Annotated in this window: 6 protein-coding genes (1 of these 6 only partly in view); 4 read left to right on the top strand and 2 right to left on the bottom strand. The window is 58.9% G+C overall.

All coding sequences use genetic code 11. The features are described 5' to 3' along the window. Window positions 1-61: 61 nt before the first annotated feature. Entirely contained in the window at window positions 62-1,441 is a 1,380-nt protein-coding gene (locus tag E7002_RS06315) for a response regulator transcription factor (protein ID WP_303728017.1), read from the bottom strand. Between the two features lie 96 nt (window positions 1,442-1,537). Then, on the bottom strand, window positions 1,538-2,482 hold the full coding sequence (locus E7002_RS06310) for a MarR family winged helix-turn-helix transcriptional regulator (protein WP_303728016.1): 945 nt from the start codon (window positions 2,480-2,482) through the stop codon (window positions 1,538-1,540). Between the two features lie 256 nt (window positions 2,483-2,738). On the opposite strand from E7002_RS06310, the gene E7002_RS06305 reads away from it, so the two are divergent. From E7002_RS06305 to E7002_RS06290, 4 genes are all read left to right on the top strand, one after another. After that, window positions 2,739-2,993, top strand: a complete 255-nt coding sequence (locus E7002_RS06305; protein ID WP_303728014.1) for a dynein gamma chain protein — start codon at window positions 2,739-2,741, stop codon at window positions 2,991-2,993. Window positions 2,994-3,021: 28 nt separating this feature from the next. Next, entirely contained in the window at window positions 3,022-3,447 is a 426-nt protein-coding gene (gene nikR / locus E7002_RS06300; RefSeq protein WP_303728013.1) for a nickel-responsive transcriptional regulator NikR, read from the top strand. A gap of 73 nt (window positions 3,448-3,520) precedes the next feature. Continuing rightward, window positions 3,521-4,543, top strand: a complete 1,023-nt coding sequence (hypE, locus tag E7002_RS06295) for a hydrogenase expression/formation protein HypE (protein ID WP_303728011.1) — start codon at window positions 3,521-3,523, stop codon at window positions 4,541-4,543. A gap of 890 nt (window positions 4,544-5,433) precedes the next feature. Then, window positions 5,434-26,414 carry the beginning of a BspA family leucine-rich repeat surface protein gene (locus E7002_RS06290; RefSeq protein ID WP_303728010.1) on the top strand. Its footprint extends 24,550 nt past the window's final position, so only the first 20,981 of its 45,531 coding nucleotides appear in the window; it begins with the start codon at window positions 5,434-5,436; its stop codon lies off the right edge, out of view.

Here is a 26,414-nt window from a genome sequence, read left to right as displayed (position 1 = left end):
CCGAGCAACGCTCGAATGCCCCGCTTGCGTCATACATGCAAGCGGGGCATTTGCGTTGGTGCTACTCGTTTTCGATGAGGTCGATGATTTCCTGTCGTGAGCCAATTCCCAGCTTCTCGTGGATGTGCCGTGTGTGGGTCTTCACGGTATGGGGCGAGATGCAGAGCGTGTCGGCTATGTAGGTGGACGATCTGCCGCGCGCAATGTACGACAGCACTTCGCCTTCTCGGGGCGTGAGATTGTACTGCTGTGCGATGGCAAGGCAGTGTTCTTCGATTCCGGCATTGAATGCCGCCGGCTGGCTTGTGGTGGGGCGCAAGACGAGAATCGCGTAGTTGGCGAGTAGGAAGAGCATGGTGCAGAGGGGCGCGATGTTGCGCGCGATGTCGTCGCCCAGGTACGTGAAGGATGCAAACCCCAGCGGCACGCTGATGAAAATGGCGGCAGGTGCCATGCCGCAAAGGGGTATGGCCAAATCACGTTCCGCACGAATGGCGGTGGTCACGTAAAGCCACGACGTGATCATGCAACTGCTGAAGCATGCTCCGCCGCCGAACGCGAAGAAGGCGTTTGCCGGGGTACTGCCACTTTGGGGGAAGAGCATCCAAGGGAGTAGCAAAAGCGCAGCTCCAGCGGGCAAGACGGCTTGCAGGATGATGTTCAGGCTGAATTTCCGGGGTGGATGCAGGGCAAGCAAAATGGGCGGAATGGCGCAGACTGCCCGAAACGTGATTTCCAGGAGGCTGTGGTTGGCGGTGACGATGGGCGCTTCGACATATTGCGCCGCGCGTGCCGAGCCGGTGATGAGATAGAAGATAAACAGGCCCGCAATGGGGAAAGCGATGTCGGCAATGGCTGTAATGATGCGGGGCAGTGTGTCATTCGCGTTTACAGGCGCAATGGCGCTTTCCTTCGGCGTCTCGTCGTTGCTCGTGAGGATGGGAAGGCAGCCAACGACGAATAGGAGCGATGTATAGGCGAAGAGCAGCGCTTCGGGAATGGCGAATGCGATGAGCTCCAGGCAGGAAGAGGTGATAACGCCAATGGATATCCCGACCGCAGCGTCTTGAAAGTCGTGTCGAGCGTATTTGGCGGCCCACTTGCATATGCTTGGGAAGAAGGCAATGGCGCAGCCTACGGCGGTGATGATGGTGATAGGCGTGGTGGTGGGCGCAAAGTGCGAGATGGCAAGGCAGCAGGGAAGCAGTATCGCGGGCGCGATGGGGGATGCCTTCGCAATCATGGATGGCGCAAGGTGCCAAAGCGCAATCGCGGCGCACGAAACGAGGACGAGCGCGCAAATGAAGGCGAAGGAGAACGAAAGCGAGGCTCCCTGTAATTCGGGCAGGTAATCAACGATGGTGAGAAAGGACGCCAGGAACGCGCCCCAGAGCAGATGCTCCGTGGCAAAAGCGGTCTTTTCACGAGAGAACATGCGCATTTAACACCCCTATAGCAATCGAAGGCCCGCACGATTATACGTTAGAAACCGTGCGGGGCATCGATTGGGAGGATGCTATCTGGTGATTGTCGATTGCTAGTCGATGGATGTCAGGTTGGAAAGCTCTGCTGCTTCCTGCGCCTGTCGCTGCATCTTCATGATTGTTACGATAACGCGATTGAGCTGGGTGAATGTAATCATGTGTCCTTCGCCCAGCCTATCCCAGAAGAACTTCGACCCGGCATAGTTGATGATATTTACCACGCGCAGAGCTTCGCGCTCGCCCCGTTCGGTAAGGGCGATGTATACCGCCTTGTTGTCGTGGGGATGCGCAAGCCTCTGGATGAGCCCCTTTTCATGCAGGGCCTTCGTAGTGCGCGTGGCCGTTGCGTTCGTGAGCATGAGCTGATTGGCCACAACGCCAATGCGCATGGGCATATGCGTTTCGTAGAGGCGCTGCATGACTCGGCATTCGGGGATGGGGTAGCCGCTCTGGGTCTTCGTCTCCTCTTCAATGGGGCGTGCGATGGATTCCAGCGCAGCAATGAGATGCGTGGTTGGGTGCGTCTCCGAAATCACGGGCGGGATGTTCTTGTCGATGGAGTGGCCTACGTGGGTAATGGCCCGAAAGAGTCGCTGGTAATTCTCGTTGCGTGGTGGCCAGGTGATCCTGAATTGTGCGACGAGCGTCTTCTCGCTCTCGTTGACATAGGCGATGCCCTGCGGCGTGATGGCAGCAATGCGTGCGCGTGCATCCTGCTCGCTTTCGCGGCGATGCGTGAACATGAGCGCGTCGATGTGGGGGAACGCGTTTGCTATCACGTTTGGTTTCACGTGAAGCAGCGTGCTGAGCTCCGATTGGGGAATGGTTCCCGGATGCGCGAAGAAGAGCTCGATGAGCATGCGGTACTGCGTTGCGCTCAGTACGCCTTCGGCTTCCAAAACCTGGCGTAGCGCATTGCGTTCCATGGAAAACGGGATGAAATACGTGGATGTAAATGCTGCTTGTTCGCCCTGTTGAGCCATTACTGCATGTGCCATGCTGATACCCCTACCCGTCGTTCAGCTATGCAAGTATTTTATTGCGGGCCCGCAGCATGGTCGCACGTCATTTGGGTATTGTTGATGTTTGGAAACTAAATGTAACCGTTCTGGTGTCTTTTAAATCCCAAGGGGTTCTCCTTGCCTAAATTGACACATGCTCACACATTTTTCCTAATTCGTCACATCGGAGTGGAAGAACAGGGCTACACTGTTAGCAAAGAGGAAGGACACGCCAAATCGAAAGGAGCACGGTATGTGCCAGAATGGTGTCAACACGGGTCAGTATAAGATGATGCTCGAGCAGATCGACGACCAGATCGCTCTGAATCGTAGGTGGGCTCATAAGCTGGGCCACGTTGCCGGCGATGCGAGCTATGAGAAGACCTGCGAGCTGATGCACCAGGTGCAGCATCTGCTTGATGACGCTCGCGCGCTTATCACCGACGCCCAGGATGCGTTGGAGGAAGACGCCGAAGCTGTGGCTAACGTTTCGGTTAAGCTTGTATAGATCCGCTAGTTGATGAGAAAGAGGCGTTATGTCCAACGATCTCATGCGCTTTTCGGTGGCGATGCCGGAAGACTTGCTGATTGAATTCGATCAGCTGGTGGCTCGCCGTGGCTTGGCGAAGAATCGCAGCGAGGTAATCCGCGACTTGGTGCGCGAGGCGCTCATTAGCGAGCAGTGCGCTACGTTGGGCATGGAAGTCATGGGGACGCTCACCATCGTGTACGACCACCATGTAAACGACCTGCGTGACAAGATTGACGGCGTGCAGCACGAATACTTGGAAAACGTCATCTCGAGCACCCATGTGCATATCGACCACCATGCTTGCCTGGAAGTAATCATCATTCGGGGAGAGACGGGCTTGGTGCAAGGCATAGCCGACCTCATCCTGGGGTTGAAGGGCGTGCAGACGGGGCGCTTGGTTCTTACGTCAACAGGTGGGCGCATCTACTAGCTTTCAGTGCCGGCAACTATACATATATATATGTAAGGCGCCGCTGGGCGCCTTATTTGCGAAAGGGAACACTATGGACGAAAAGGTCCTGCTGGGTCATGGTAGCGGCGGTACTATGATGCGCCGCATTATCGACGAGGTATTCTTCGATGCCTATGGTGGCGAGGAGCTTGCTGTCGGCAATGATGCGGCAGATTTGCCGCTTCCCGCAGAGGGCGAGCGATTGGCGTATTCCACCGACAGCTTCGTGGTGACCCCTCATTTCTTCCCGGGTGGTGACATCGGGCATTTGGCCGTGTGCGGTACCGTGAACGATGTGGCTACCAGTGGTGCGGTGCCGAAGTACCTTTCGTGCGGCTTCATTCTGGAAGAAGGCTTCCCCATGGAAGATCTGAAGCGCATTTGCCAAAGCATGGCGGATGTAGCCAAGGAAGCTGGCGTGCGCATCGTAACGGGCGACACGAAGGTCGTAAATCGCGGCCATGGCGATGGCGTGTACATCAATACGAGCGGTGTGGGCTTCATTCCCGCCGGACGAGTGCTTGGCGGTCAGTACTGCAAGCCAGGCGATAAGGTGCTCGTGTCGGGTACGTTGGGCGATCATGGCATCACGATCATGAGCTGTCGAGAGGAGCTGAGCTTTCGTGCCGACCTGAAAAGCGATGCCGCTCCCTTGAACCATTTGATCGCGGAAGTGCTCGAAGCGGCGCCTCATACGCGTTGCTTCCGTGACCCCACACGCGGTGGTTTGGCAAGCACGCTCAATGAACTTGCGGAGCAGAGTGGCGTCGATATGGTTGTCGACGAAATGAACGTTCCGGTGAAGGATGCCGTGCGTGGTGCGTGCGAAATGTTGGGCTACGATGTCTTCCAGGTTGCCAATGAGGGCAAGATGGTTTGCGTGGTTCCCGCGGAAGAATCTGAACTTGCGTTGGAAGCCATGCGTGCGAATGAGTACGGAACCGATGCGGCGATTATCGGAGAGGTTCTTCCGTGCCCTGACGACCGTGCGCCGCGCGTGAGCATTAGAACCGGGTTCGGAAGCATGCGCATCCTTGATATGTTGGTGGGGGAGCAGCTTCCGCGCATCTGCTAAATAATAAACTTCGGCGATTGCGCTTGCGCGAAAAGGGAACCACGGGAATCTCCGATATTTGAACCCATGGCGCTGTAGATTTCATGAAAGTTGAACCGCAACGCTGAAAAATGAACGCCGCAATGGATGGCTTTTCGTTGCGGCGAAGGTGCGAAGGAGTCGCGTCTGCGGGCGCGACTCCTTTCGCTTTGGCGTCGCTGTCGAATCGTGCGTGAGGCTGCTTTGGATGGCTTGGCGGATGGCCGTCGATGGGCGCGGCGCGCACCGCGCGAAGGATGCCTGGAGCGTCCGCGGCGCGGAGGGCTCATCTTCGCCACATCGCTCCGTCTGACTATCCTTGGACGGATGCTTTGGCGTGCATTCGAAAGCGAGTCGGCTGCGCGACGGATGTGATGGCCGCGCGACCGATGATTCCTTGGGCGCCATCGATGGAGGGCACGGTTGGATTGCGCTCATTTCGGTGGGTGATTCACGCGACGTAGAGCTTGCGCATGCGCGCTTGGGGCGCACAAGATATAGGGTTTCGCCGCATTATTCACAGTGAGAGATAATTACTCATTCGCGTATCTTTTCGCATACGAACTGGGATTATGACTCCAAGGTAACGCATGCAGATTGTTTGGAGAAAGGGTATAGCGCAAGTTGCAAATAGCTGATAGTATCAAGTGATACCAGGAGTGTAGCAATGGGTGAATTATGCGCTGCGCGCCTGGAGGGCATCAACTTGAGCGGGCCAAGTATCGCGGATAGTACCGTATTCTCACTTGACCTGGCAATTCAAGGGTATGTTGCCCGGGGGTTGTTACACGAGGAGAGCGTTTGCAGTGGAGTGCGCTACTGCAAAAATGCGATTCGCTGGGGTCGAGAGGAAAACCTCCGCTAAGGTAGCGGTGGCTCTTGTCCTTGTGACGCTGTGCGCCTTCTTGGCTTTCGCCGCCCCCAATCTGGCATTCGCCGCAGACATCGAATCCAATACACAAGACGATGCCGCAGCTACGGTATCCGCCCAGGTCGTGAATGACGACGAGGCTGTAGTCGAGGAAATCAACAACCCCCTTTCCTCCGATGAGCCCGCCGCCGTTTCTTCTGTGCAGGAAACCGCAGATGAGGCTGTTGCAGTTGAAGGCGTCGAAACCCCCGCGGAGGGGGATGACGTGAATGCGTCCGCTACGGAGCCCACCGATGAGCAGGCCCTCGAAAGCGAGGAGCCTACCGAGGAGGAAGCTTCCGAAGAAGCGGATGATCCCGCCGAAACTGACGGCGTTTCCGATACCGCGTCATACGACGAAGACCTTCCGCAAGGGGAGGGAATCGGACAGGATGCGCCCTCGGTCGAGCAGACCGATAGCGGTCAAGACGACACCTCCGCAGAGACCATTGAGGCTCGCTCGGCATCCGCCGCAGCGAGCTCGTTCGTTTCGGAAAGCAACGAAGGAGCGACTACTTATATAAGTAATAGTGTAGAGGGCAGCGACGCGCAGAGCGTCTGTGGCGTCACCACCACCGCCGCCGCGAACGTCTTCGGCATGAGCGCTCAGGGCGCCACCGACGAAGCCGCCCCCGCCGATGCCTCCGCTACGCTTTCCGATGCGAGCGAAAACGAAACCGAACTCTCCACCCTTGGCGCCGACGATGCAACCGCCGCCGTTGCCGAAAATGGAACGAATGAAAATGAAACCGCCGCCGCTTCCGAAAACGGAACCGACGGAGCGGATGCTATTGATAACGAAAATGGAACCATCGCCGCCGACGCATCCGGTTCTGAAAATGGAACCGCGGGCGCTACTCTTTCCGACGGCGAAAATGGAACCGAGGGTTCGAATTCTTCCGATGGTGAAAACGGAACCGAAAACGAAACCAACGGCTCCGACGAAAATGGCTCCGCCGAAAACGGAACCGCGCCGGCTGCCAATGGCTCCGCGACGGAAAACGAAACCGCTTCGACGGTTGCCGAAAACGGAACCGCCACTGCAACCGGAACCGACTTCTCCGCGAAGCAGAATGAAACTCGCGGCGCTCAGTCCGACCGCGCGGCGGGCATGGGAATTGCATCCGACGACGGTGTAACCAGTCTGGTTCCGATGGCTACGAGTGGCAGCTTCAGTGGAACCGGCAGCGATGTTTATTGGAGCGTTTCTGGAACCACGCTGACCCTCACCGCTTCCGGCACGGGCAATTGGACGGTCGTGGAATTCGGTACCTCGCTTCCGTGGAAGAGCTCCTACGGCAAGAGCTCCATCACGCGCGTGGTCATCGACTCCCGCATCGTCCCCACTAACTTTAAGGAATGGTTCCTTGGCTACGATCAGTTGGTGTCGGTGGAAATCGTCACCAACGGCAACGTCTCTTTCAACGTCTCGGGCGTCTCGAGCTTCGAGAGCATGTTTAGCGGATGCACCAATCTGACCACGATCACGGGAACGAATGGTTGGGCAACGAGCGCTAGCGCTACCTATACTAATATGTTCTACAATTGCTCGAGCTTGCGCGCGCTGGACATGACGGGCTGGAGCATCTACGAGACGACGGCCCGTGGCGGCATGTTTAATGGCCTTTCTTCCATCGTGCAGCTGATCGTTCCCAAGAGCGTGGTGCTCGATGGCACCGGCCTTACGGTTGCCCCCAGCCGCGGCACCACCGCCGGTACGTGGTCGGGCGGCAGCTTCAGCGGAAGCACTCAGGATCTGGTCGACCTCTACACGACGGCGACCACCGCCACGACGGACACTACTACGTATAACTTCGCCTACACTTCTTACTTCGCGAGCAACGCCGACCACAATGTTATTTGGAGCTTCGACTCCAGCACGGGCGCGCTTACGCTTTCCGTGCTTGACGCGAGCAAGAGCACGACGGTTACCGAAACGGCCGACGCTCTTCCGTGGCTCGCCTCCGTTGACTACAAGGCGATCACCACCGTGACCGTGGATGGCAGCGTTGCCAAGATTGCTCCCGCCACCCTGGAAGCTTGGTTTAAGGATTACGTCGACCTGACCGCATTCGACGGCTCGGGCTTCGACGTTTCCTCCACCACGAGCTTCGCGAGCTTGTTCGAGGGAGCCACCTATCTGGCCAATGTGAATCTGACTGGCTGGGAGATGCCCGCCAGCTCTGCTCGTACCTATATGTTCGCGGGTTGCTCGGGTCTGGCGCGCCTCGTACTTACTAATAAGGTAATCCTGGCGAATACCTCGTTGGGCAATACGCTTACCAAGCACGCCGCAAGCGCTGGCTCGTGGGATGTGGAAAATGGCGTGTGGTTCGGCACCACCGATAACGTGGTTACGCGCTATCCCGCCGACACCACCTTCGATGCCGAATTGGGCACCGACCCCATCACCTACGTCTGGCACGCCAATCAAATTGGCGGCCGTTTCGCCAATGACAATGCGTGGTGGAAGTTCGCGGACAATACGCTCACTCTGGGTGTGGATGACGCCACGGGCACCGTGACGGTTACCGAGCTCGCGGCCGAGCAGCCGTGGCTGAAGGATGCAAGCGGCACGACCATCGTAACCAAGAGCAAGATTCGCTACGTGGTTACCACCAACGGCATCGCCCCCACCAATCTGGAAGATTGGTTCTATGGTTACACCAACCTGATTAGCTTCGATGGCTCGGGCATGAATGTCTCGCAGGTTACGACCTTCGCGGGCATGTTCCGCAGCCTTACCCAATTCACCACCATGAATCTGACCGATTGGGAAATGCCCGACGTGACGCGCGGCAACATGTTCTATGGCTGCAGTGGCTTGGCAACGCTCACGCTCACGGATGGCGTTATTCTCGCTGGCACGGGGTTTGACGACACGCTCGCTGCTCATACGACGAGCAACGGCTCGTGGCAGACCTCCGATAGTATGTGGTTCGGCAGCACCGCAAACCTTGCGGCGCGCTACCCTGCCAGCTCGGCCACCACGGGCAATGCGACCGGTACGTTCGTATACGTCTGGTCCACGGGATTGAAGTCGGGCCGCTTCATTTCCAACGACAATGCCTGGTGGAAATTTAACGCCGACGATGGCACGCTGACGATTGGCGTTACCACTACGGCTGAGAATTCCAGCAAGGTAGTGACCGAGGTGGCCACGCTGCCAGCCAGCGGTGACCGCACGAAGCTGCTTCCCTGGCTCAACGTGCTCTCCTCGGTAACGAGCGTGCAGAAGGTCATCGTCCTGGGTGGCCTGCAGCCCACCAATCCCGAGGGCTGGTTCGCGGGCTACTCCAAGATGACGTCCTTCCAGAGCGCCGCCTCCATCAACGCCGACGGCACGCTGAACGATGGCCTTGGTCTGGACGTGAGCGCGGCGACCGCCAATCAGTCGCTGGCCAACTTCTTCAAGGGCTGCTCCATTCTTGGTTCCGTGAAGGGCCTGGAATACTGGAACGTGAAGGACATTACCTCGCTGGCCTACTTCTTCTACAACTGCCCGCTGCTGCTGCTCGTTCCCGAGATGCAGAATTGGGATACGGGCAAGGTGGAAGATTTCAGCTTCATGTTCTACAACACTCCCGACCTCACCGACATCTCGGCGCTGGCCCAGTGGGACGTAACGAGCGCCACTACCTTCGAGAGCATGTTCGACAATGCTCGCTACGTGGTTACCCTCGATTTGAGCGGATGGAGCATGCCTGCCAATGCGGTGCGCACGAACATGATGCACGAGATGGGTTCGCTGCGTACGCTCATCATTGGCCCGGGCGTGATTCTGGAAGACGCCGATTTTGAAAATGTGAGCTCCCGTGCCGCCGTTGCCGGCAGCTGGGATCGTACCGATGGGGGAGAGGCCGACCCGTGGTTCGGCACCACGAAGAATGTGGTTGATCGTTATCCCGCGGCGGGTAACGCTATTTCCGGCACGGTGCACACATATGTGTGGGCTGACGGTAGCCAGCGTGGTCGATTCCCCAGCAACGACAATGCGTGGTGGACCTACGACAGTACTACTAAGCAGCTGCTCATCGGCACGACGTTCCAGGATGCATCCCATAGCACCACGGTAACCGAGACCGCATACACTGGCTTCTTGGATGAAGTGCCCGAAGGCACCACCGAGCAGCCGTGGCTGGACGTCATCGAAGGCGGCAATGGTCGCTTCAACGTGAAGTCGATTGTGGTGAAAGCGGGCTCGAACTTCTACGCGACTAACCTTTATAAGTGGTTCCACCACTATGAGGCGGTTACCTCCATCACCGTGACGGGCCTGAAGCTGGCGGGAACCGAAAATCTGGAGAGCCTGTTCGAGGGATGCTACGAGCTGACGAGCATCAGCGGTCTTGCCAGCCTGGACGTTTCGGGCGCGACGAGCCTTGCCCGCATGTTCGCCGAGGACCGCAAGCTCACCGAGATCACGGGCGTGGGCGCATGGGATACGAGCTCGGTAACCGACCTTTCCGGCTTGTGCTACAACGACTACAACATGCTGCGCTTGGTGGATCTGGGTAACTGGAACACCTCTGCCGTAACCGACTTCTCGAATGCCTTCTACAACAACAGCAGCCTGACCACGCTGGACCTGCATAACTGGGATATGCGCACGAGCGTCGAGCCGGCATCGCCGGCGGCGGGCGTTACCTATTCGCGCGACCACATGCTGAAGTTGTGCGATGGCTCTTCGTTCACCACCGTTGCGCTGACGAGCCTGAAGCTTGGCCCCAATGCCATTCTGACGGATACCGATTTCGACGATGCGCTGCTCACGCGTAAGCCTACTGACGGATCGTGGGATGCCAGCGATGGCGTGTGGTTCGGCACCACGGGCAACATCAACTCCCGTTATCCCGAAGATAAGTCGGGCACCGTCAATGGCGTAGCCAGTGCCACGCTTCCCCAGACCGAGCTCGAGTACACGTGGGCCGCGGGCCTGCTGCGTGGCCGCTTCCTGAACGACAACGCCTGGTGGACGTTCACTTGGACGAATGGCAATAGGGCCGGCACGCTTACTATTGGCGCCGACAGTGGCACCAATAAGCTGATCACGGAAGTCGAAGACGTCACGGATCGCTCGATGCCGTGGCTGCCCGTCATTGGTGGACAGGCCAAGGTGACCAAGGTCGAGACCGACGCCTCGTACATGTTCCAGGCGCAGGACCCGACGGCGTGGTTCGCTGGCTATACCGCCCTTACGAGCTTCAATGGCGTGGGCATGGACACCTCGAATCTGACCAGCTTGGCAAAAATGTTCCAGGACTGCACCGCCCTGCAGACGTTCACGGGCGTGGATGCCTGGGATGTCACGGGCGTGACCACCTTGGCCGAGATGTTCAGCGGTTGCGAGAACCTGGTCACGGTAAGCGGCACCAATAGCTGGGATACCCAGTCGCTGAAAAACCTGTACCGCACCTTCTATCATTGCTACAAGCTGCAGACGCTCACCTCGGTTTCCGCGTGGGACACTGCCGACGTTACCGACTTCCGCGAGACGTTCGCCGACGACTATCGCCTGGCCACGTTGAGTCTGGAAGAGTGGGACATGACCGCCGATGGTGCTGTATACACCAACATGCTCGCCGGCGATTACGCGTTGGCAACTGTGACCTTCGGCCCGATGGTGGTGCTGGATGGCACGGGCTTCGGCAATACGCTGCAGCATGACAATTCGTACACGCGCGAGGCAGCCGATGGCTCTTGGAATGCCGACACGGGTTGGTTCGGCAGTACGAACAACATCGCCTGCCGTTATCCCACGAGCAAGGCTGGCACGGTGAATGGCATTTCCGACGCCACGCTTCCCACGCAGGCCATTACCTACACGTGGGCGCAGGGGCAGCTGGCCGGGCGCTTCGTTAACGACAACACTTGGTGGAGCTATGCGAATTACGCGCTCACCATTGGCGCCGACGATGGCGTGAACAAGATCGTGTACGAGACGGCACCGGAGCTTCCGTGGAGCAGCAGCCTTTCCGGCGATGCCCACGTGGCCATTCCCACGCTGTATAACAGCGGCAGGGTTTCCAGCGGTGCCGCGCTGCGTGCGTACTTCAACATTCGCTCGATCTACACGCAGAATGGCGTTGCCCCGCAGACGCTCGAGGGCTGGTTCCAGAATTACAAGATGCTCGGCTACGGCACGGGCAATTCCGCTTCGAATTACGGACGCTTCGACGGTACGGGCATGGACGTCTCGGCTACGACGAGCTTCGAAAACCTCTTCAATGGCGATGACTACCTGCGCATCGTGGATATCTCCACGTGGCAGATGCGCGAGGCTTCGAGCCGCGAGGGCATGTTCGCGGGATGCGACAACTTGGGCGACCCCACGGTTGGCAGTCTGACGCTGGGCCAGGGCGTGGTGCTGGAAGGTAGCGGCATCGACGGCCTGTCCACGCGCGGCATTACGCAGGGCCGTTGGCTGCTGATGGACGGCGAGGACGAGCTGTGGTTCGACTCTTCCGCCGAGCTGGAGAATCGCTATGGCACCATCGCCACGGTTACCGCGCGTTATACAGGCAACACCATTACGACGCGCCCCGCCGATACCTATACCTATGTATGGGATAGCTCGAAGCTGGGCGGACGCTTCTATAGCAACCAGGATGCCTGGTGGACGTTTACTCCCACGTCGGGTAATGTTGCCACGCCTACCACGAAGGGCACGCTGGCCATTGGCGCCGACGTGGCCGGTGCCAAGGTAACCGAGGATGCCACCACGGCAAGCCCCTACGTGCTTCCGTGGATTGCGCCCCTGGGTGGCAGCGACTACCTGAATCGCGTGACGGCCGTGACTACCACGGGACGCCTTGCCCCGACCACGCTGCATGGCTGGTTCCAGGATATGACTTCGCTGGTGAGCTTCGATGGCAATGGCCTGAATCCCACCAATGCGACGTCCATGGAAAAGCTCTTCTACAACTGCACGAGCCTTACCACGATCACGCACATCGACTTCGACACGAGTAGCGTCGAGAGCTTCGCGTATGCGTTCGCGAACTGCAAGTCGCTTTCTAGCCTGGACCTTTCCAAGTGGGATGTTTCCGCGGCCAGCGACTTCAGCCACATGTTCAGCATGAGCGACGCATACAAGGACACCAACAACCTGACCTCCATCACGCTGGCTTCCACCACCAATTCCTGGAACATGCGCACCAACGCCAAGCGCGGCACGCCCACGCTGACAGGCATGTTCGAGAACCTGCGTTACCTGACCACGCTGGTGCTGCATGATAACGTGGTGCTCATTGGCTCGGGCATCGACAACGACATGTACTACCACAAGCCCAACGCCGGTTCCTGGGGCATTGGCTCCTCCGACAACCTGGTGGGTAACACGCTCAGCTTGGCCAACCGCTATGCCGACGACGACATCGGCCAGTATTGGCGCACGACCTACACCTGGTTCCCCGGCGTGTTCGTGGGCAACTTCGCCAGCAACCCGAATGCGTGGTGGCGCTACGACAACGGCCTGATTACCGTTGGCCTTACCGACAAGACGGGCGAGGCTCACGTGAGCGAATTCGAGGGTACGTACAACGGTGTCAAGTCGTCGCTTCCGTGGCGCGACCTTATCGTCGACCCGAATACGGCAACGGGCGAGGGCGCCACGCCGGTGTACACCTTCAGCTCCTCCGTGAATGACGGCGTGCTCATTCCCACCAATCTGCTTGGATGGTTTAAGGACTACACCGAGCTCACCACGTTCGTGGGCGATGGCCTGAATTTCAGCGAAGCGGTTACGCTGGAGAACGTGTTCTACAACTGCCAGAAGCTGGAATCGGTGACGGGCATTGGCACTTCGGGTGCTCCCTCCGCCACGAACACCAGCCTGGCGGGCATGTTCTACAACAACCTGCTGCTGAAGACGCTCACCGACCTGACCACGTGGAACACCACCAACGTGGGCGATTACACGGGCATGTTCCAGAACGATGCAAAGTTGGCCAGCCTGGATCTTTCCAGCTGGGATATGCAGAAGGTCTCGAGCGACCTTTCGAAGGTATCCAACATGCTGACTGGATGCACGGGCCTGCGTTCCATGACGCTCGATGACGGCGTGATCCTGGTGAGCACGGGCTTCAACAACACGCTTACGAGCCTGACGGACACCGATGGCATGTGGCTGAACGTGAATGCCAGCGGTGACGAAGTGTGGTTCGACACCACCACGAATCTTGCGAAGCTGTACGATCCGGCCAATCCCACGCGTGCTGGACCCACGGGCCATCAGCTATGGACCTGGGACGATAGCCGCCTGGGTGGACGCTTCCCCAGCAATCCGAATGCTTGGTGGAAGTATACGAAGGACCCCGAGAGCGAAAACTTCGGCCTGCTCGAGCTGGGCGCCGATGGTGGTGCTTCGGGCGACAAGTGGGTGTACGAGACCGCCGCTGGCGGGTATGTGCATGATGGCGAGACGTGGGGCACGCTGCCTTGGCGTTCGGTCATCCTGAAGACGGACGGGACCTTCGACAATACGGCTATCACCGACGTTACCTCCATGGGCCACATTTCCCCCGTGGACCTTTCCCAGTGGTTTATCAACCACACTGCTCTGGAGACCTTCGCTGGCGCGGGCTTCGATACCGACAACGTGACCAGTATGGCGCGTATGTTCGAGGGTTGCTCGTCTCTTTCCAGCGTAACGGGTACCACCAGCTGGAATACTTCCAACGTGACCAGCTTGGCCAGCATGTTCAAGGGATGCTCGAGCCTCGTTACGCTGCCGAGCTTCTCCAACTTCGACGTTTCGAAGGTCACCGATTTCAGCAGCATGTTCGAGGGTGCGTCGAGCCTGACGTATGCCACGGGCATCTCTGGCTGGACGACTACGGCTGGCACCACCTTCAAGAACATGTTCAAGGATGCGCGCAGCTTGCTGTCGCTCGACTTCAGCAACTGGAACATGCGTGCTAATGAGCGCACCTACGGTGGAGTCCTCGCCGATGATTATGCGCAGGATATGATGTTCGGCTGCGGCAGTTTGCAGACTGTGGTGCTGGGTGCCAAGTGGGGCAACTCCACGCTGGACAATAGCAAGGAAGCTCCTGACGAAGCCGCTCCTACGCGTACGCTCACGTTCGACAAGGGTTCGTACGTACCCAGTCAGTCGGCTCTGGGCAACAGGGAATTCGACTTCTACGCTCCCGGATCGACCTATCTCACGCTGGTCTTCAGCAATGACGCTTCCATGGGCTACTGCGCGGGCTGGTGGTACCATGGCGGACATTACGATACCATGACCTTCTACGATGGCGCTGGTAACGTGCTTACGCTGTACAACGCGGATGGCACCGCGCTCACCTCGTGGGGCAATATCCACGGCGCTTACGTGACGTCGCACGATGGCGTACTTCGCCTTATCATTAACTACAATGGTGACCAGGACAATCTTGGCGTTATGCGCGGCACGCTGTACAGTGATGGTCCCATCTACGAGCTGCTTACCTCGTCCGGCGATGAGGGCACGGGCTCCACGGGCGTGCAGAGCTCTGGCTATTGGACGCGCGCAACCGATGGTTGGCTGGGCTCGTGGGATGAATTGATGTCGAGCTATGATGCGTACGGTGGCTCGAGCATGGCGGGCACCTACACCTGGAGCGCTGGGTCGTTCGGTGGCCGCTTTGCGAGCAACTTGAAGACGTGGTGGACCTACGACGCGGGCGAGCTTGGTCTTCATGGTACGGGCGTGGCTGCCGATAGCCGCGTAACCGAGACGGCCAATACCTCGTTCATCGATGAGTCCGATCGCGTTGCCAACACCGAGGTCTTCCCGTTCGAGTTCCTGCGCCTGTGGTCTACCAGGAATTACGGCACGCAGACGTACATCGATTCCATCGTGTCCGATGGCAACATCGCCCCCGAGAACATGGAGAGCTGGTTTAACGGCTACGGCTTGCTTACCAGCTTCGACGGCAGCGGTATCGACACCAGCTATGCGACGCGCTTCAAGAACCTGTTCGCTAACAACGGGGAAGTGAAGAGCGGTACTACGGTTACGCATGCGGGCCTTACCAGCGTGACGGGCATCTCCAACTGGGATACCGATAGCGTGGTAACCTTCGAGCGCTGCTTCTACGGCGATTCCGGCTTGGATACCATCACATCGCTTTCCGGTTGGGACGTGGAGGCTTCCACCTCGTTCGCCCATATGTTCTACAACGTAGATGGCCTTACCAGCTTGGATGACCTGCAGTTGTGGAGCATCAATACCGCCAAAGACGTGGATATGCAGTACATGTTCTACGGCACGCGCTTCACGTCGCTTGACCGCATTGCTGGCTGGGATACCTCGAAGGTCACTTCCTTCAGCTACATGTTCGCCACGAACACCGCCCTGGCCCATGCGATGGCCATTGGCGCCAGCGGCACGAACTGGGATATCGATGGTGCCGACCTGAGCTATCTGTTCTACAACTGCACGAGTCTGGAAGACGTCGACTTCAGCGAGTGGAACATGAAGGCGGCGGGCACCGTGTATACGAACATGCTGCTCATCGATTCCGATAAGACGTGCTCGCTGGTAACCGTGCGTGCGGGCGATAACACCATCCTGTATGGCACGGGCCTTACCAACAGCCTGAATGATCGCGACATCTCCGATGGCATGTGGATGCGCGAGGATCGCGCTTGGTTCGACAGCACCACCAAGCTTGCCAAGCTGTATCAGAGCGATTCGACCCGCTACAGCGGCACTTGGGCGTATACCTGGCAGGCCGACCTGCCTGGTGGTCGCCTCATCAAGGAGCGCACGGTTGCTACCGTGGATGGCTCCACCGTGGTTACCGACGTCGATAACGACTACGTGTGGTGGCGCTACCTTCCCAACGAAGACCCCACGACCGGCGGCACGCTGGCCATTGGTACCGATTACGAAGGTGCGACCCCCGACCTTACCGTCATCAATGCCTATGACGAGCTGCCTTGGCTGCCGCTGGTCACCAATGGCCTGAAGATCACTGCCATCTCCTTCAATGGCGGCGTGAAGATCATCAACCCGAAGGACTGGTTCAAGGGTTACCAGTATGTGGTTACCTTCGATGGCTCGGGCATCGACTTCAGCGGTGCCGATCCCTCGACGACGTACGTGGCGGCTGACGGCACCACGAAGACCGCAACGGGTACCCTGGAGGGCTTCCTGCAGGATTGCCCCAACCTGACGACGGTTTCTGGCGTGGCCAACTGGCTGAAGCCGAACATCGTCTCGCTCAAGAACCTGTTTGCCAACGACGGCAGCCTGTCTACCATCGACGGCATTCGCTACTGGACGGTAGGCAACATCACCGACATGTCGGGCCTGTTCCAGGGCGTATCCCAGATTTCCAGCCTGGCGTTCCTGCTTAACTGGGACGTGAGCAAAGTCGAGCACTTCGACAACATGTTCAATGGCGCCACAAGCCTGGGCAATCTGGATTACATCCGCGGCTGGAACACCGCTTCCGCTACCACGATGTCGGGCATGTTCCGCGGCGATACGAGCCTGACCAGCGTTGACCTTACCGGTTGGGACGTAAGCAGCGTCACCGACTTCAGCTACATGTTCTACGGCGACAGCGGCGTGACCACGATGGATATCAATACGTGGGATATGACGTCGAGCACCAACCGCGCCTACATGTTCGCCGGCCTTACCCAGCTGGGCACGATCACGCTGGGCGAAAAGGTTGTCCTGACATCTGCGGGCTTCGCGGGAACCACCTCGAACACCACGGGCATTTCCACGCGCCAGGCTTCGCAGGGTCGTTGGCAGCTGCGTGGCGGCCTGTGGTACGACGGTACCGACCGCTTGGCCGAGCGCTATGCGGCGGGCCTGCAGCCTTCCGAGGTTTCCACGTACGATTGGCAGGGCGGGAAGCCGGGTGGCCACTTCAGCAGTAACCAGAATGCATGGTGGACGTACGACCCCACTACCTACACCTTGACCTTCGGCCTGGACGAGGGCACCACGGGCGAGGCTAACATGCAGGTGAGCGAGACGCGTACCGCGCAGACGTGGGTCAACGACACCACGGGTACCGTGCTGAAGGGCGATACGCTGCTGAATGGCACGAGCACGTACGTGCTTCCGTGGCTGGCGGTGGCAACGCCTTCCAACACCAGGTACGTGGTGGCCCGCAACAACATCATCGTGCTCAATCCCGCAAGCTGGTTCAGCGGGTATGGCGAGCTGCTGGGCTTCACGGGCTCGGCCATGGATGCCAGCCATGCCAAGGACTTCAACTCGATGTTCTATAACTGCTACAAGCTCGGCACGCTAACGGGCGTGGTTGGCTGGGACGTCAGCAGCGCCGAGAACATGTCCTACATGTTCTACGACGACAATGCGCTGACCGACCTGTCGGGTCTTTCCGGTTGGCAGACGGGTAACGTCACCAACTTCAGCTACATGTTCTATCACGCGAGCGCTCTTACCGACGCTACCGCGATCAGCGATTGGGATACCTCTTCGGCTACGAGCATGTCGCATATGTTCTGCTACGATTCGCTGCTCACCGACGTGGACTTCCAGGATTGGGATATGCGCACCAGTGGCGATGGCGTGACGCGCACGAGCCTGGATCTCACGAACTTCTTCTATGGCACGGGTGTCGTTCGCGTCACGCTGGGCAATCAGTCGTGCCTGGATGGCAGCTACCTGATCAGCCTGCATCCTGACAGCTATGGTCGTTGGTGCCTGCCGGGCGATACGTGGTTCGGCAACACCTCGGCGCTGTTGGCTCGTTACCCGAAGGCGGGCAACAGCCTGGCTGACCCGCTGACGTATACGTGGGATGGCCTGCACCTGGGTGGCCGCTTCGAGAACGAGAACACCTGGTGGATCTACACCATTTCCAGCCACCTGCTGACCATCGGCAGCGATTCGGGTGACGATAAGGTCATCACTGAAACCTCCGACGACCTGCCGTGGGATGATCTACGCGTGTACAACAGCTCCTACGTGGGACGCGCGCTCATCCAGTCCATCAACACCGATGGCGCTCCCATTCTGGAAAGCCCCGCTGGCTGGTTCCAGGGCTATGCGTATCTGACGAGCTTCGATGGCACGTACCTTTCCGTGACGGGCGCCGAGGACCTTTCGGATATGTTCGCGGATAACCCGCGCCTTACCAGCATCACGAACGTGGCCGGTTGGGATACCAGCAGCGCCACCAATATGTCGGGCATGTTTGCCAATGATTACGGCCTGCAGAACAACAATGCGCTCACCAGCTGGAACACCAGTAATGTGGAAGATTTCAGCAACATGTTCAGCATGGCTACGAGCACGTCCTTCACCACGCAGCTCACCAGCCTGGACCTTACGGGTTGGGATATGACGAACGCCACCACCGTGGATGGCATGCTTTCGGGATGCAAGGCGCTTACGAGCCTGCTGCTCGACAAGCAGAGCGTGCTCGCGGGCAGTGGCCTTGACGACACGCTGGTCGATCGCTCTTCGCGCGATGGCCGCTGGGTGCTGGGCCAGAAGGTCAACGGCGTGTGGAATTACGGCCGTACGGCCATCGATGCCGCGCACGATACGGCAAATACCTGGTGGGGCGGTAGCCCGCAGCTTTCCGCCATGTACAAGCTGGGTGGCAACACGCGTGGCGACGCGATGCTGTACACGTGGGATGGCACGACGCTCGGCGGCCGCTTCGAGAGCGACGAGCGCGCTTGGTGGACGTACGTGATTGCCACGACGACGCTCGACCTTGGCACGCAGGACGACGATCGCATCGAGGTTTCCGAAACCTACGATATCCTCCCGTGGATTAACATCGTTCCGCTGTACGCAGTGACCACGATCACCAGCCATGGGCAGTTGGTGCTTCCCGCTGATTCCAATCAGTGGTTTGCCAGTAGTCCGTTTGAAAACAGGGATATGATCCCCGACAATCACGACCTGAATACCTGGTCGACGAACGCGCTTAATAGCTGCGTGTACGATTCAGAGACGGGTAACCTCACCTTCCACGGTGGTGGTGGCAACGGTACCGTGTACATGCCCGTGTACCTGGATGAAGGCGACTATGCCATGAGCCTGGATTACCAGGTGCCCTACTATAACGGCAATCAGTCGTACATGGGTCTGGAATTGGATACCGCTCTCTACCATGCTCCTTCCGGAAACAGTGGCGGCGGCTACCGTCTTGCATTCATCCAGTTCGCAATTGGCGCGAGCTCCATCACCAAGGCTGCAGTTGGATTCTCCATTACGACTCCTGGTACGTACTATCTCATTTTCCAGTTGGATGGCCTGAGCGACTCCGCAAGCATGACGGCGCTGTTCCGCAACGTCCAGCTGGTGAAGAGTCCCGGCTACATCATTCTCTCGTCGTTTGATGGTAGCGGCATCGATACGTCGCGCGTGGAAAACGCCTCGAAGATGTTCGCCGAAGATGGCAGGCTTGCCACCGTAAAGGGCGTTATCGGCTGGAATACGAGCAATTTCGAGAACATGAGCGGCATGTTCCAGGATGATGAGAGCCTCGCGAACATTACGCTTATGCGCAATTGGGATACCTCGGGCGTTACCGACATGAGCTACGCGTTCGCGGGTTGCACGTCTCTCGTTGACAATGCTGGCATCGCCGGTTGGGATACCAGCAGCGTGCGGAACTTCAGCCACATGTTCTATGGCGACACTGCGCTCGAGACGCTTGACGTGAGCAAGTGGAACATGCAGGCCGCTACCGACCTGACCGACATGATCGGCGTGGACGAGGGCGAGACCAATTCGCTGACCACCATCATCGCAAGCCCCACTTCGGTGTTGCTGAACAGCGGCATGGATGACGACCTGGTAGACCGCAAGCCGCAGGATGGCTGCTGGGTGCTGCAGAACGGCACGTGGTTCGATAGCTCGAGCCGCCTGGCGATGCGCTATCCCGTGACCAACAATAATACGCATCCGGGCGTGCTCACCTACGTGTGGGATGACACCATCCTGGGTGGCTGCTTCACGCCCGACAGTGGTACCTGGTGGAAGTACGTGAAGGCCGACCAAGAGCTCATCATCGGAGCCAGCAGCACCACCGACAACACGGTCGACGTGCTGGCCGACGACCTGCCCTGGATTCCCGCCTTGGGTTACGCGGCAGTCGACGGCGACGACGGGGCCACGGCCGCCAGTCTGAAGGCCGCCAAGGACCGTGTCGTCACCATCAGCTCGCAGGGTGGCATCATCGTGCACAATCCGGCCCACTGGTTCGAGAATTACGACAACCTGACCACCTTCGACGGCAGCGGCATGGACGTGCAGCAGGCCACGAGCATGTCCCATATGTTCGCCGGCAACGAGCAGCTTTCCAGCTTCTCGGGTGCCGACGCGTGGAACACCTCGAAGGTGCAGGACTTCAGCTGCATGTTCATGGGCGATGCGGCCATGGAAGACGATGACCTCGCGTGCATGCTCAACTGGGATACCAGCGAAGGCGTTACCATGGCGAGCATGTTCGAGGGCTGCGAGGGCATTACCACCCTCACCTCGCTGCGCAAGTGGGACACCAGCGACGTGACCTCGTTCGAGCGCATGTTCTACGGCTGCACGTCGCTGACCGACCAGAGCGGCATCCGCAACTGGGATGTGACGGGTGCCAACCTGAGCGAGATGTTCGCCGCATGCAGCGCCCTGGAAACGGTTGACTTCAGCCAGTGGACGATGAATGGCACCGTTACCAATATGCTCGCGGGCGATTCGGCGCTCCTGCACGTAACCACGGGCGCGGGCACGGTGCTTGCCGGCACGGGTCTGGATGATACGCTGGCGAACCGCACGCCCGACAATGGCAGCTGGAGTCGCGATACGTCCGCCGGTGGCGCAACGTGGGCCGACAGCTCCTCGAAGCTGGCCGAGCTCTACACGCTCACCAACAATGCGGGCGCCTTCACCTACAACTGGGAAGAGATCATCCGTGGCCGCTTCAATAGCAACGCCAACGTTTGGTGGGAATATAACGTACAGACCAAGACGCTCACCATTGGCTATGACGGCCCCAACGGCGGCGACTACAACGTTACCGAGCTGGCTGGCGATCTGCCCTGGCGTGCGCTTGCCCCACCCGCTGGCCATGAGGGAGAAGCAGGCTACACCAACGTCATGGAGCATGTCGTGTTCCAGAACACGGTGCGCGTGGACAACCCGGCTAGCTGGTTTGCGGGTCACACGGCGCTCCAGGATGTGGAAGCAACGTACCTGGATGTTTCCGAAGCCACCTCCCTTGCATCCATGTTCCAGGGTTGCACCAGCCTGACCACCATCGAGGGTACCGAGAACTGGAATCCCGCGAAGGTGACCGATTTCAGCAACATGTTCAGCGGCGCCCGCAAGCTCGAGGAGCTCGACCTCACCGGTTGGCATATGCGCGGCGGCAACGTGACCAACATGTTCGCAGGCGCGGCTTCGCTCTACACCATCACGCTCGAAAGCGACGCCGTGCTCCAGGGCGCGGGCCTTGAGGGCGTTCCCTCCTTCGCTCTGCATGCAGGCGTTTGGAAAGCCAACGGCACCATCGTTCCCGCTGCCTCTTCGTCCAATGAGGCTGGTGACACCGCATCGTTCGTGTCGCTGTATCCCGCTTCCGGCGGCAGCGTTTCCGGCGTGGTTACCTACACCTGGTCGCTCGAGAATCGCTTCGATAGCAATCCCTACGCTTGGTGGCGCTACGACGCCGATACCAAGACGCTGTATGTGGGCGTGTACGACAATAGCTCGGAATATGGCAAGGTCGTTACCGAATATGGTGACTATGACGGCCATGCGAGCAATCTGCCCTGGCGCGATTCCATCAATCCCTCCATCGTGGAGCACGTGGTGCTGCAGGATGGCATTGCCCCCACGAACCTTTCCGCGTGGTTTAGCGATTACTACAGCGATACGTTTGGGGAAACCCTTTCCTATGACCACCTGCAATCCTTCAATGGCGCTGGCTATACCGACGACCAGGGTGCTGCTCATGAAGGCGCGGACGTAAGCGCTACTACGAGCTTTGCCGACATGTTCCACGGTGACGCGGCGCTGGAGGTTGTGGACATCCACTCGTGGGATATGCTTCCCAGCGCAAATCGCGATTCCGAGGGCGCCGCGGAAGTGGCCGCCGTGCTGGACGATATGTTCACGGGCACGGGCCTCACCATGATCACGCTGGGTGAGAAAACGGTGCTCGATGGCACGGGCTTCGCTGCCAGCATGAATGACCGCACCACCGCCGACGGTATGTGGATGACCGACCCCGAAAAGGATGGCACCACCACCGTCAAGGACGAAGAGTGGTTCGATACCACGGAGCATCTGGCCGGTCGCTATACCGCTAGCGGCAATGACATTGGTGATGGGATTACGTATTCGTGGGTGCCTGGCAAGGGTGGCCTGTTTGGCACGAGCGGCGATGCGGAAGATGCCTGGTGGGCATATGAAGAAGCCACCAACACACTGTGGATTGGCTCCGCGCGCAATCAGAAGAAGGTCGTGAGCGTAGATGGTGCCGCGGTGCCGTGGGCGCAGGTTATCGACACCGACGAGGTGCTGCACGTTGAGACGCGCGGTCAGCTTGCCCCGACCACGCTTCGTGGCTGGTTTGCCAGCAACGAGCTCACTACCACGAACCTGGACTTCAGCACGTGGACTCCCTCTGGTGGCGTTCAGGGCAATAACTATAAGGTGAATGGCAACACCATGAGCATTACGGGTGGCAGTGGCAATGGCTTGGTTACCACGCCGGTGTACCTGCTTCCCGGAACCTATACCCTGTCCACTGATTACACGTTGTCCGACTGCACGAGTTGGTATGGCTATCGTGGCCTGTGGCTGACCATGGCCACGGCTCGTGCGGAAACCGCAAACGGTCTTTCTAGCTATGATATCGCCTATGTATTCCTGCCTGCGGCAAGCAGTGGCCCGGCTTCGTTCTCGTTCACCATCACTACCGCGGGTACCTATTACCTCTCGTTGCACTGCAATGAGGTCAACGACGGTCATACCGCTCTCTTGACGCTCGACAATCTGATCGTGTCTGCGTCGGGCAAGTCGTATGGTAGTCTGGTGAGCTTCAATGGGTCGAACCTGGATGTGTCAGGTACAACTACTGCCGCTGGCTTGTTTAGGGCCGACCATGCGCTCGAGACGGTGGATATGGGCAATTGGGAGCTTTCCACCACGGCCGATGTTTCCTACATGCTCGACGGATGCGAGGGCGTCACCACCATCACCTTGAATAGCGGCTCCATCTTGGAGACGAGCCAGCTTCCGCAGAAGGACGAGCTGGGATCCTGGGTGAACGTGACTTCGGGTAGCGCTGATGAGGGTTGGTTCGGTACGAACCAGAACCTGATCGACCGTTATCCGCAGGAACAGGATGCGAAGGGCAACACCTTCACCAACCAGACCTACGTGTGGGATACCGGGGTCGTTGGCGGCCGCTTCCCCAGCAACGACAATGCCTGGTGGCGTTACTTCGACGAGGACACGACCTTCAACGGCACGCCGGTGAAGGCAGGCACGCTGATGTTCGGCATGGATGGCTTCGCCAGCCAGACCACGCGCGTGGTGACCGATTCTGGTGAGGATATGCCGTGGCGCGACGTGCTCGAGCCGGGCAGCGTGCGTTACGTAACCGCCGATGCCACCAATGGCAAGGTTAATCCCGTTGACTTCACCAGCTGGTTCTACAACACCGATGGCTTCTACGACAATCTGGAGACCTTCGATGGCACCAACCTGCAGGTGACCACGACCACCACGAGCTTCGACAACATGTTCCGCAACTGCGATAGTCTGACCACCCTGAACTTCACGGGCTGGTACATGAGCGCCGATTCCACGCGCGCCAATATGCTGGCGGGCGCTACGGCCCTCAACGACCTGACCATCGATGAGGGCACGTTGCTGGCAGACGCTGGTCTGGATGCCACCGTCTTTAAAGATGCCCAGGCCGCGCGTTGGCGCGTCGAAGACTTTGTGGCGACCGAGACGTCGGACAAGACGTTTGCGGTGGGCGACTACTTCACCACCAGCGAAATGAAGGCCATGTACCCCGATGCCTCGCGTAGCAATTACCGCACGGTGCATTATCACTGGTATCCGGGCACTGTCGTGACCTTCAAGAAGAACAGCTCCGCCGCGAGCGGCGAGATGGCCGACGTGTTCCTGCCTTTCGGCTTCGAGTACACCATGCCGGTGTATTCGCAGGATGCCGTGGTGAAGGTGTTCGAGTGGACGGGCTATCGTTTGCGTTGGTGGAACACCGCAGCCAACGGCACGGGCGACGAGTACGAGGCGGGCAAGACCTATACGCCCACCGACGAGATGTTTGGCGAGTACACTACGCTGTATGCTCAGTGGGCCCCCATCCAGCATTCGAAGATCATCTACGACCCGAACAATCCCTCCGCGCATCTGCGCAGCGGCCACGATAGCTATAACAGCTACCTGGGCGACGCGGGTGACGATATCGAGATTCCGGCGCTCAATGACTGGTACTACGCACGCGGCTACGACATCGTGGGCTGGTATACCAAGCCCGATGGCACGGGTGACTACTACGAGGCTGGTACGATTTACCGTCTGCGTTGGCTGAACGACGGCATCAGCCCCGCCTGCACCGAGGGCGAGACGTACGAGTCGGGCGGCAACATCTACACCACCGCCGTTCAGACGCTATATGCCCACTGGGCGCCGCGCGGCAACTTCATCATCAACTACGACACCGACGGCGGCACGCCCGCCATCGCGGCCGGCACGGGCATCAAGTGGGACCAGGATAACCTGTTCCCCAAGGTTGATGGCACTGTGGTGGAGCCCAGCAAACCTGGCTACGTGTTCCAGGGCTGGTACTACACCATCGATGGCACCAACTACGATGTGAAGCTGGAAGAAGATACCCAGTACATGGCCTTGCGTGCCTTCCTGCTGGATATCGATGAGGGCGAGGGCTACGACGACAACGCCGTTGCCGTGAAGCTCATTGCCAAGTGGGTCGCCGGCTACGTTGACATTACCTATGTGGCGGGCACCAACGGCCTGGTGGCGTGTAACTACACGGGCGCGGAATCGGGCACGTCGGCGTCCGAGAGCATCTACGCGCTGAATCCCACGCATAGCGAGGATGGCCAGGGCATTGGCGGCATGGCCATTCCCGATACGGGCTATCACGTAGCGTACTGGATCAACAACGTGAATGACACGATCATCAGCAACCAGGATTACATCGGTGCGAACGACCTGTACAACATCGCATTCTGGGATGGTACGTATCATGCGGTGACCTTCACGGCCATCTTCGAGCCCAATTCCAACACCATCGCCTACGCGGGTAACACCACAGCGGCCGATATCGTGCAGGCGCAGGGCTTCATCGCCAATGGCCAGGCCACGCGCGGCGTGTACTACCAGATTGAAAGCGGTGGCACGACCACGGGTATTTACCGTCCCGGCTATAGCTTCCTGTATTGGACGCTCAACGCCGACGGCTCTGGTCGTAGGTTCTACTCGGGTGACCTGGTGAACGACTTTGCCGCGAGCAACGGTATTCCCATCACCCTGTTCGCCAACTGGCAGGAGCTGGAAACCAAGGTAAGCTTCGGCGTTCAGACGGGCGGCTCGTTCACGCATGATGGCACGGGCGCCACTTCTTGGACTACCACCATCGCGCGCGTTACGGGCGAAGCGCCCACGGTTACCGCGGTGGCTGCAAATGGCTATCACTTCGTGGCTTGGCTCGATGCCGCTTCGGGTGCTCAGGTGAGCTCGACTGCCGAGTTCACGCCTACGCGCACGGGCAACTTCTGGCCCGCGACCATGAGCTTCATCGCCACGTTCGCCCCGAACACCTATACGGTGAGCTTCGACATGGGCGAGGGCACGGGTAGCGTAGACGACCTGACCGCCACGTATGGCACGGCGTTCCGCCTGCCCATGGCTACCAATGCTTCGCGTACGGGCTATACGTTCGGCGGCTG

The organism is Denitrobacterium detoxificans (genome assembly GCF_015062615.1).
GTDB classification, from domain to species: Bacteria; Actinomycetota; Coriobacteriia; order Coriobacteriales; family Eggerthellaceae; genus Denitrobacterium; species Denitrobacterium detoxificans_A.
Note: the sequence above shows the minus strand (reverse complement) of the source record. Positions and strands in the feature narration are given on the sequence as shown.

What these genes read in the sequence shown, in the direction of transcription:
- E7002_RS06315 (WP_303728017.1), bottom strand. Translation starts at nt 1,441, where the DNA reads ATGCGCATGTTCTCTCGTGAAAAGACCGCTTTTGCCACGGAGCATCTG.
- E7002_RS06310 (WP_303728016.1), bottom strand. Translation starts at nt 2,482, where the DNA reads ATGGCACATGCAGTAATGGCTCAACAGGGCGAACAAGCAGCATTTACA.
- E7002_RS06305 (WP_303728014.1), top strand. Translation starts at nt 2,739, where the DNA reads ATGTGCCAGAATGGTGTCAACACGGGTCAGTATAAGATGATGCTCGAG.
- nikR (WP_303728013.1), top strand. Translation starts at nt 3,022, where the DNA reads ATGTCCAACGATCTCATGCGCTTTTCGGTGGCGATGCCGGAAGACTTG.
- hypE (WP_303728011.1), top strand. Translation starts at nt 3,521, where the DNA reads ATGGACGAAAAGGTCCTGCTGGGTCATGGTAGCGGCGGTACTATGATG.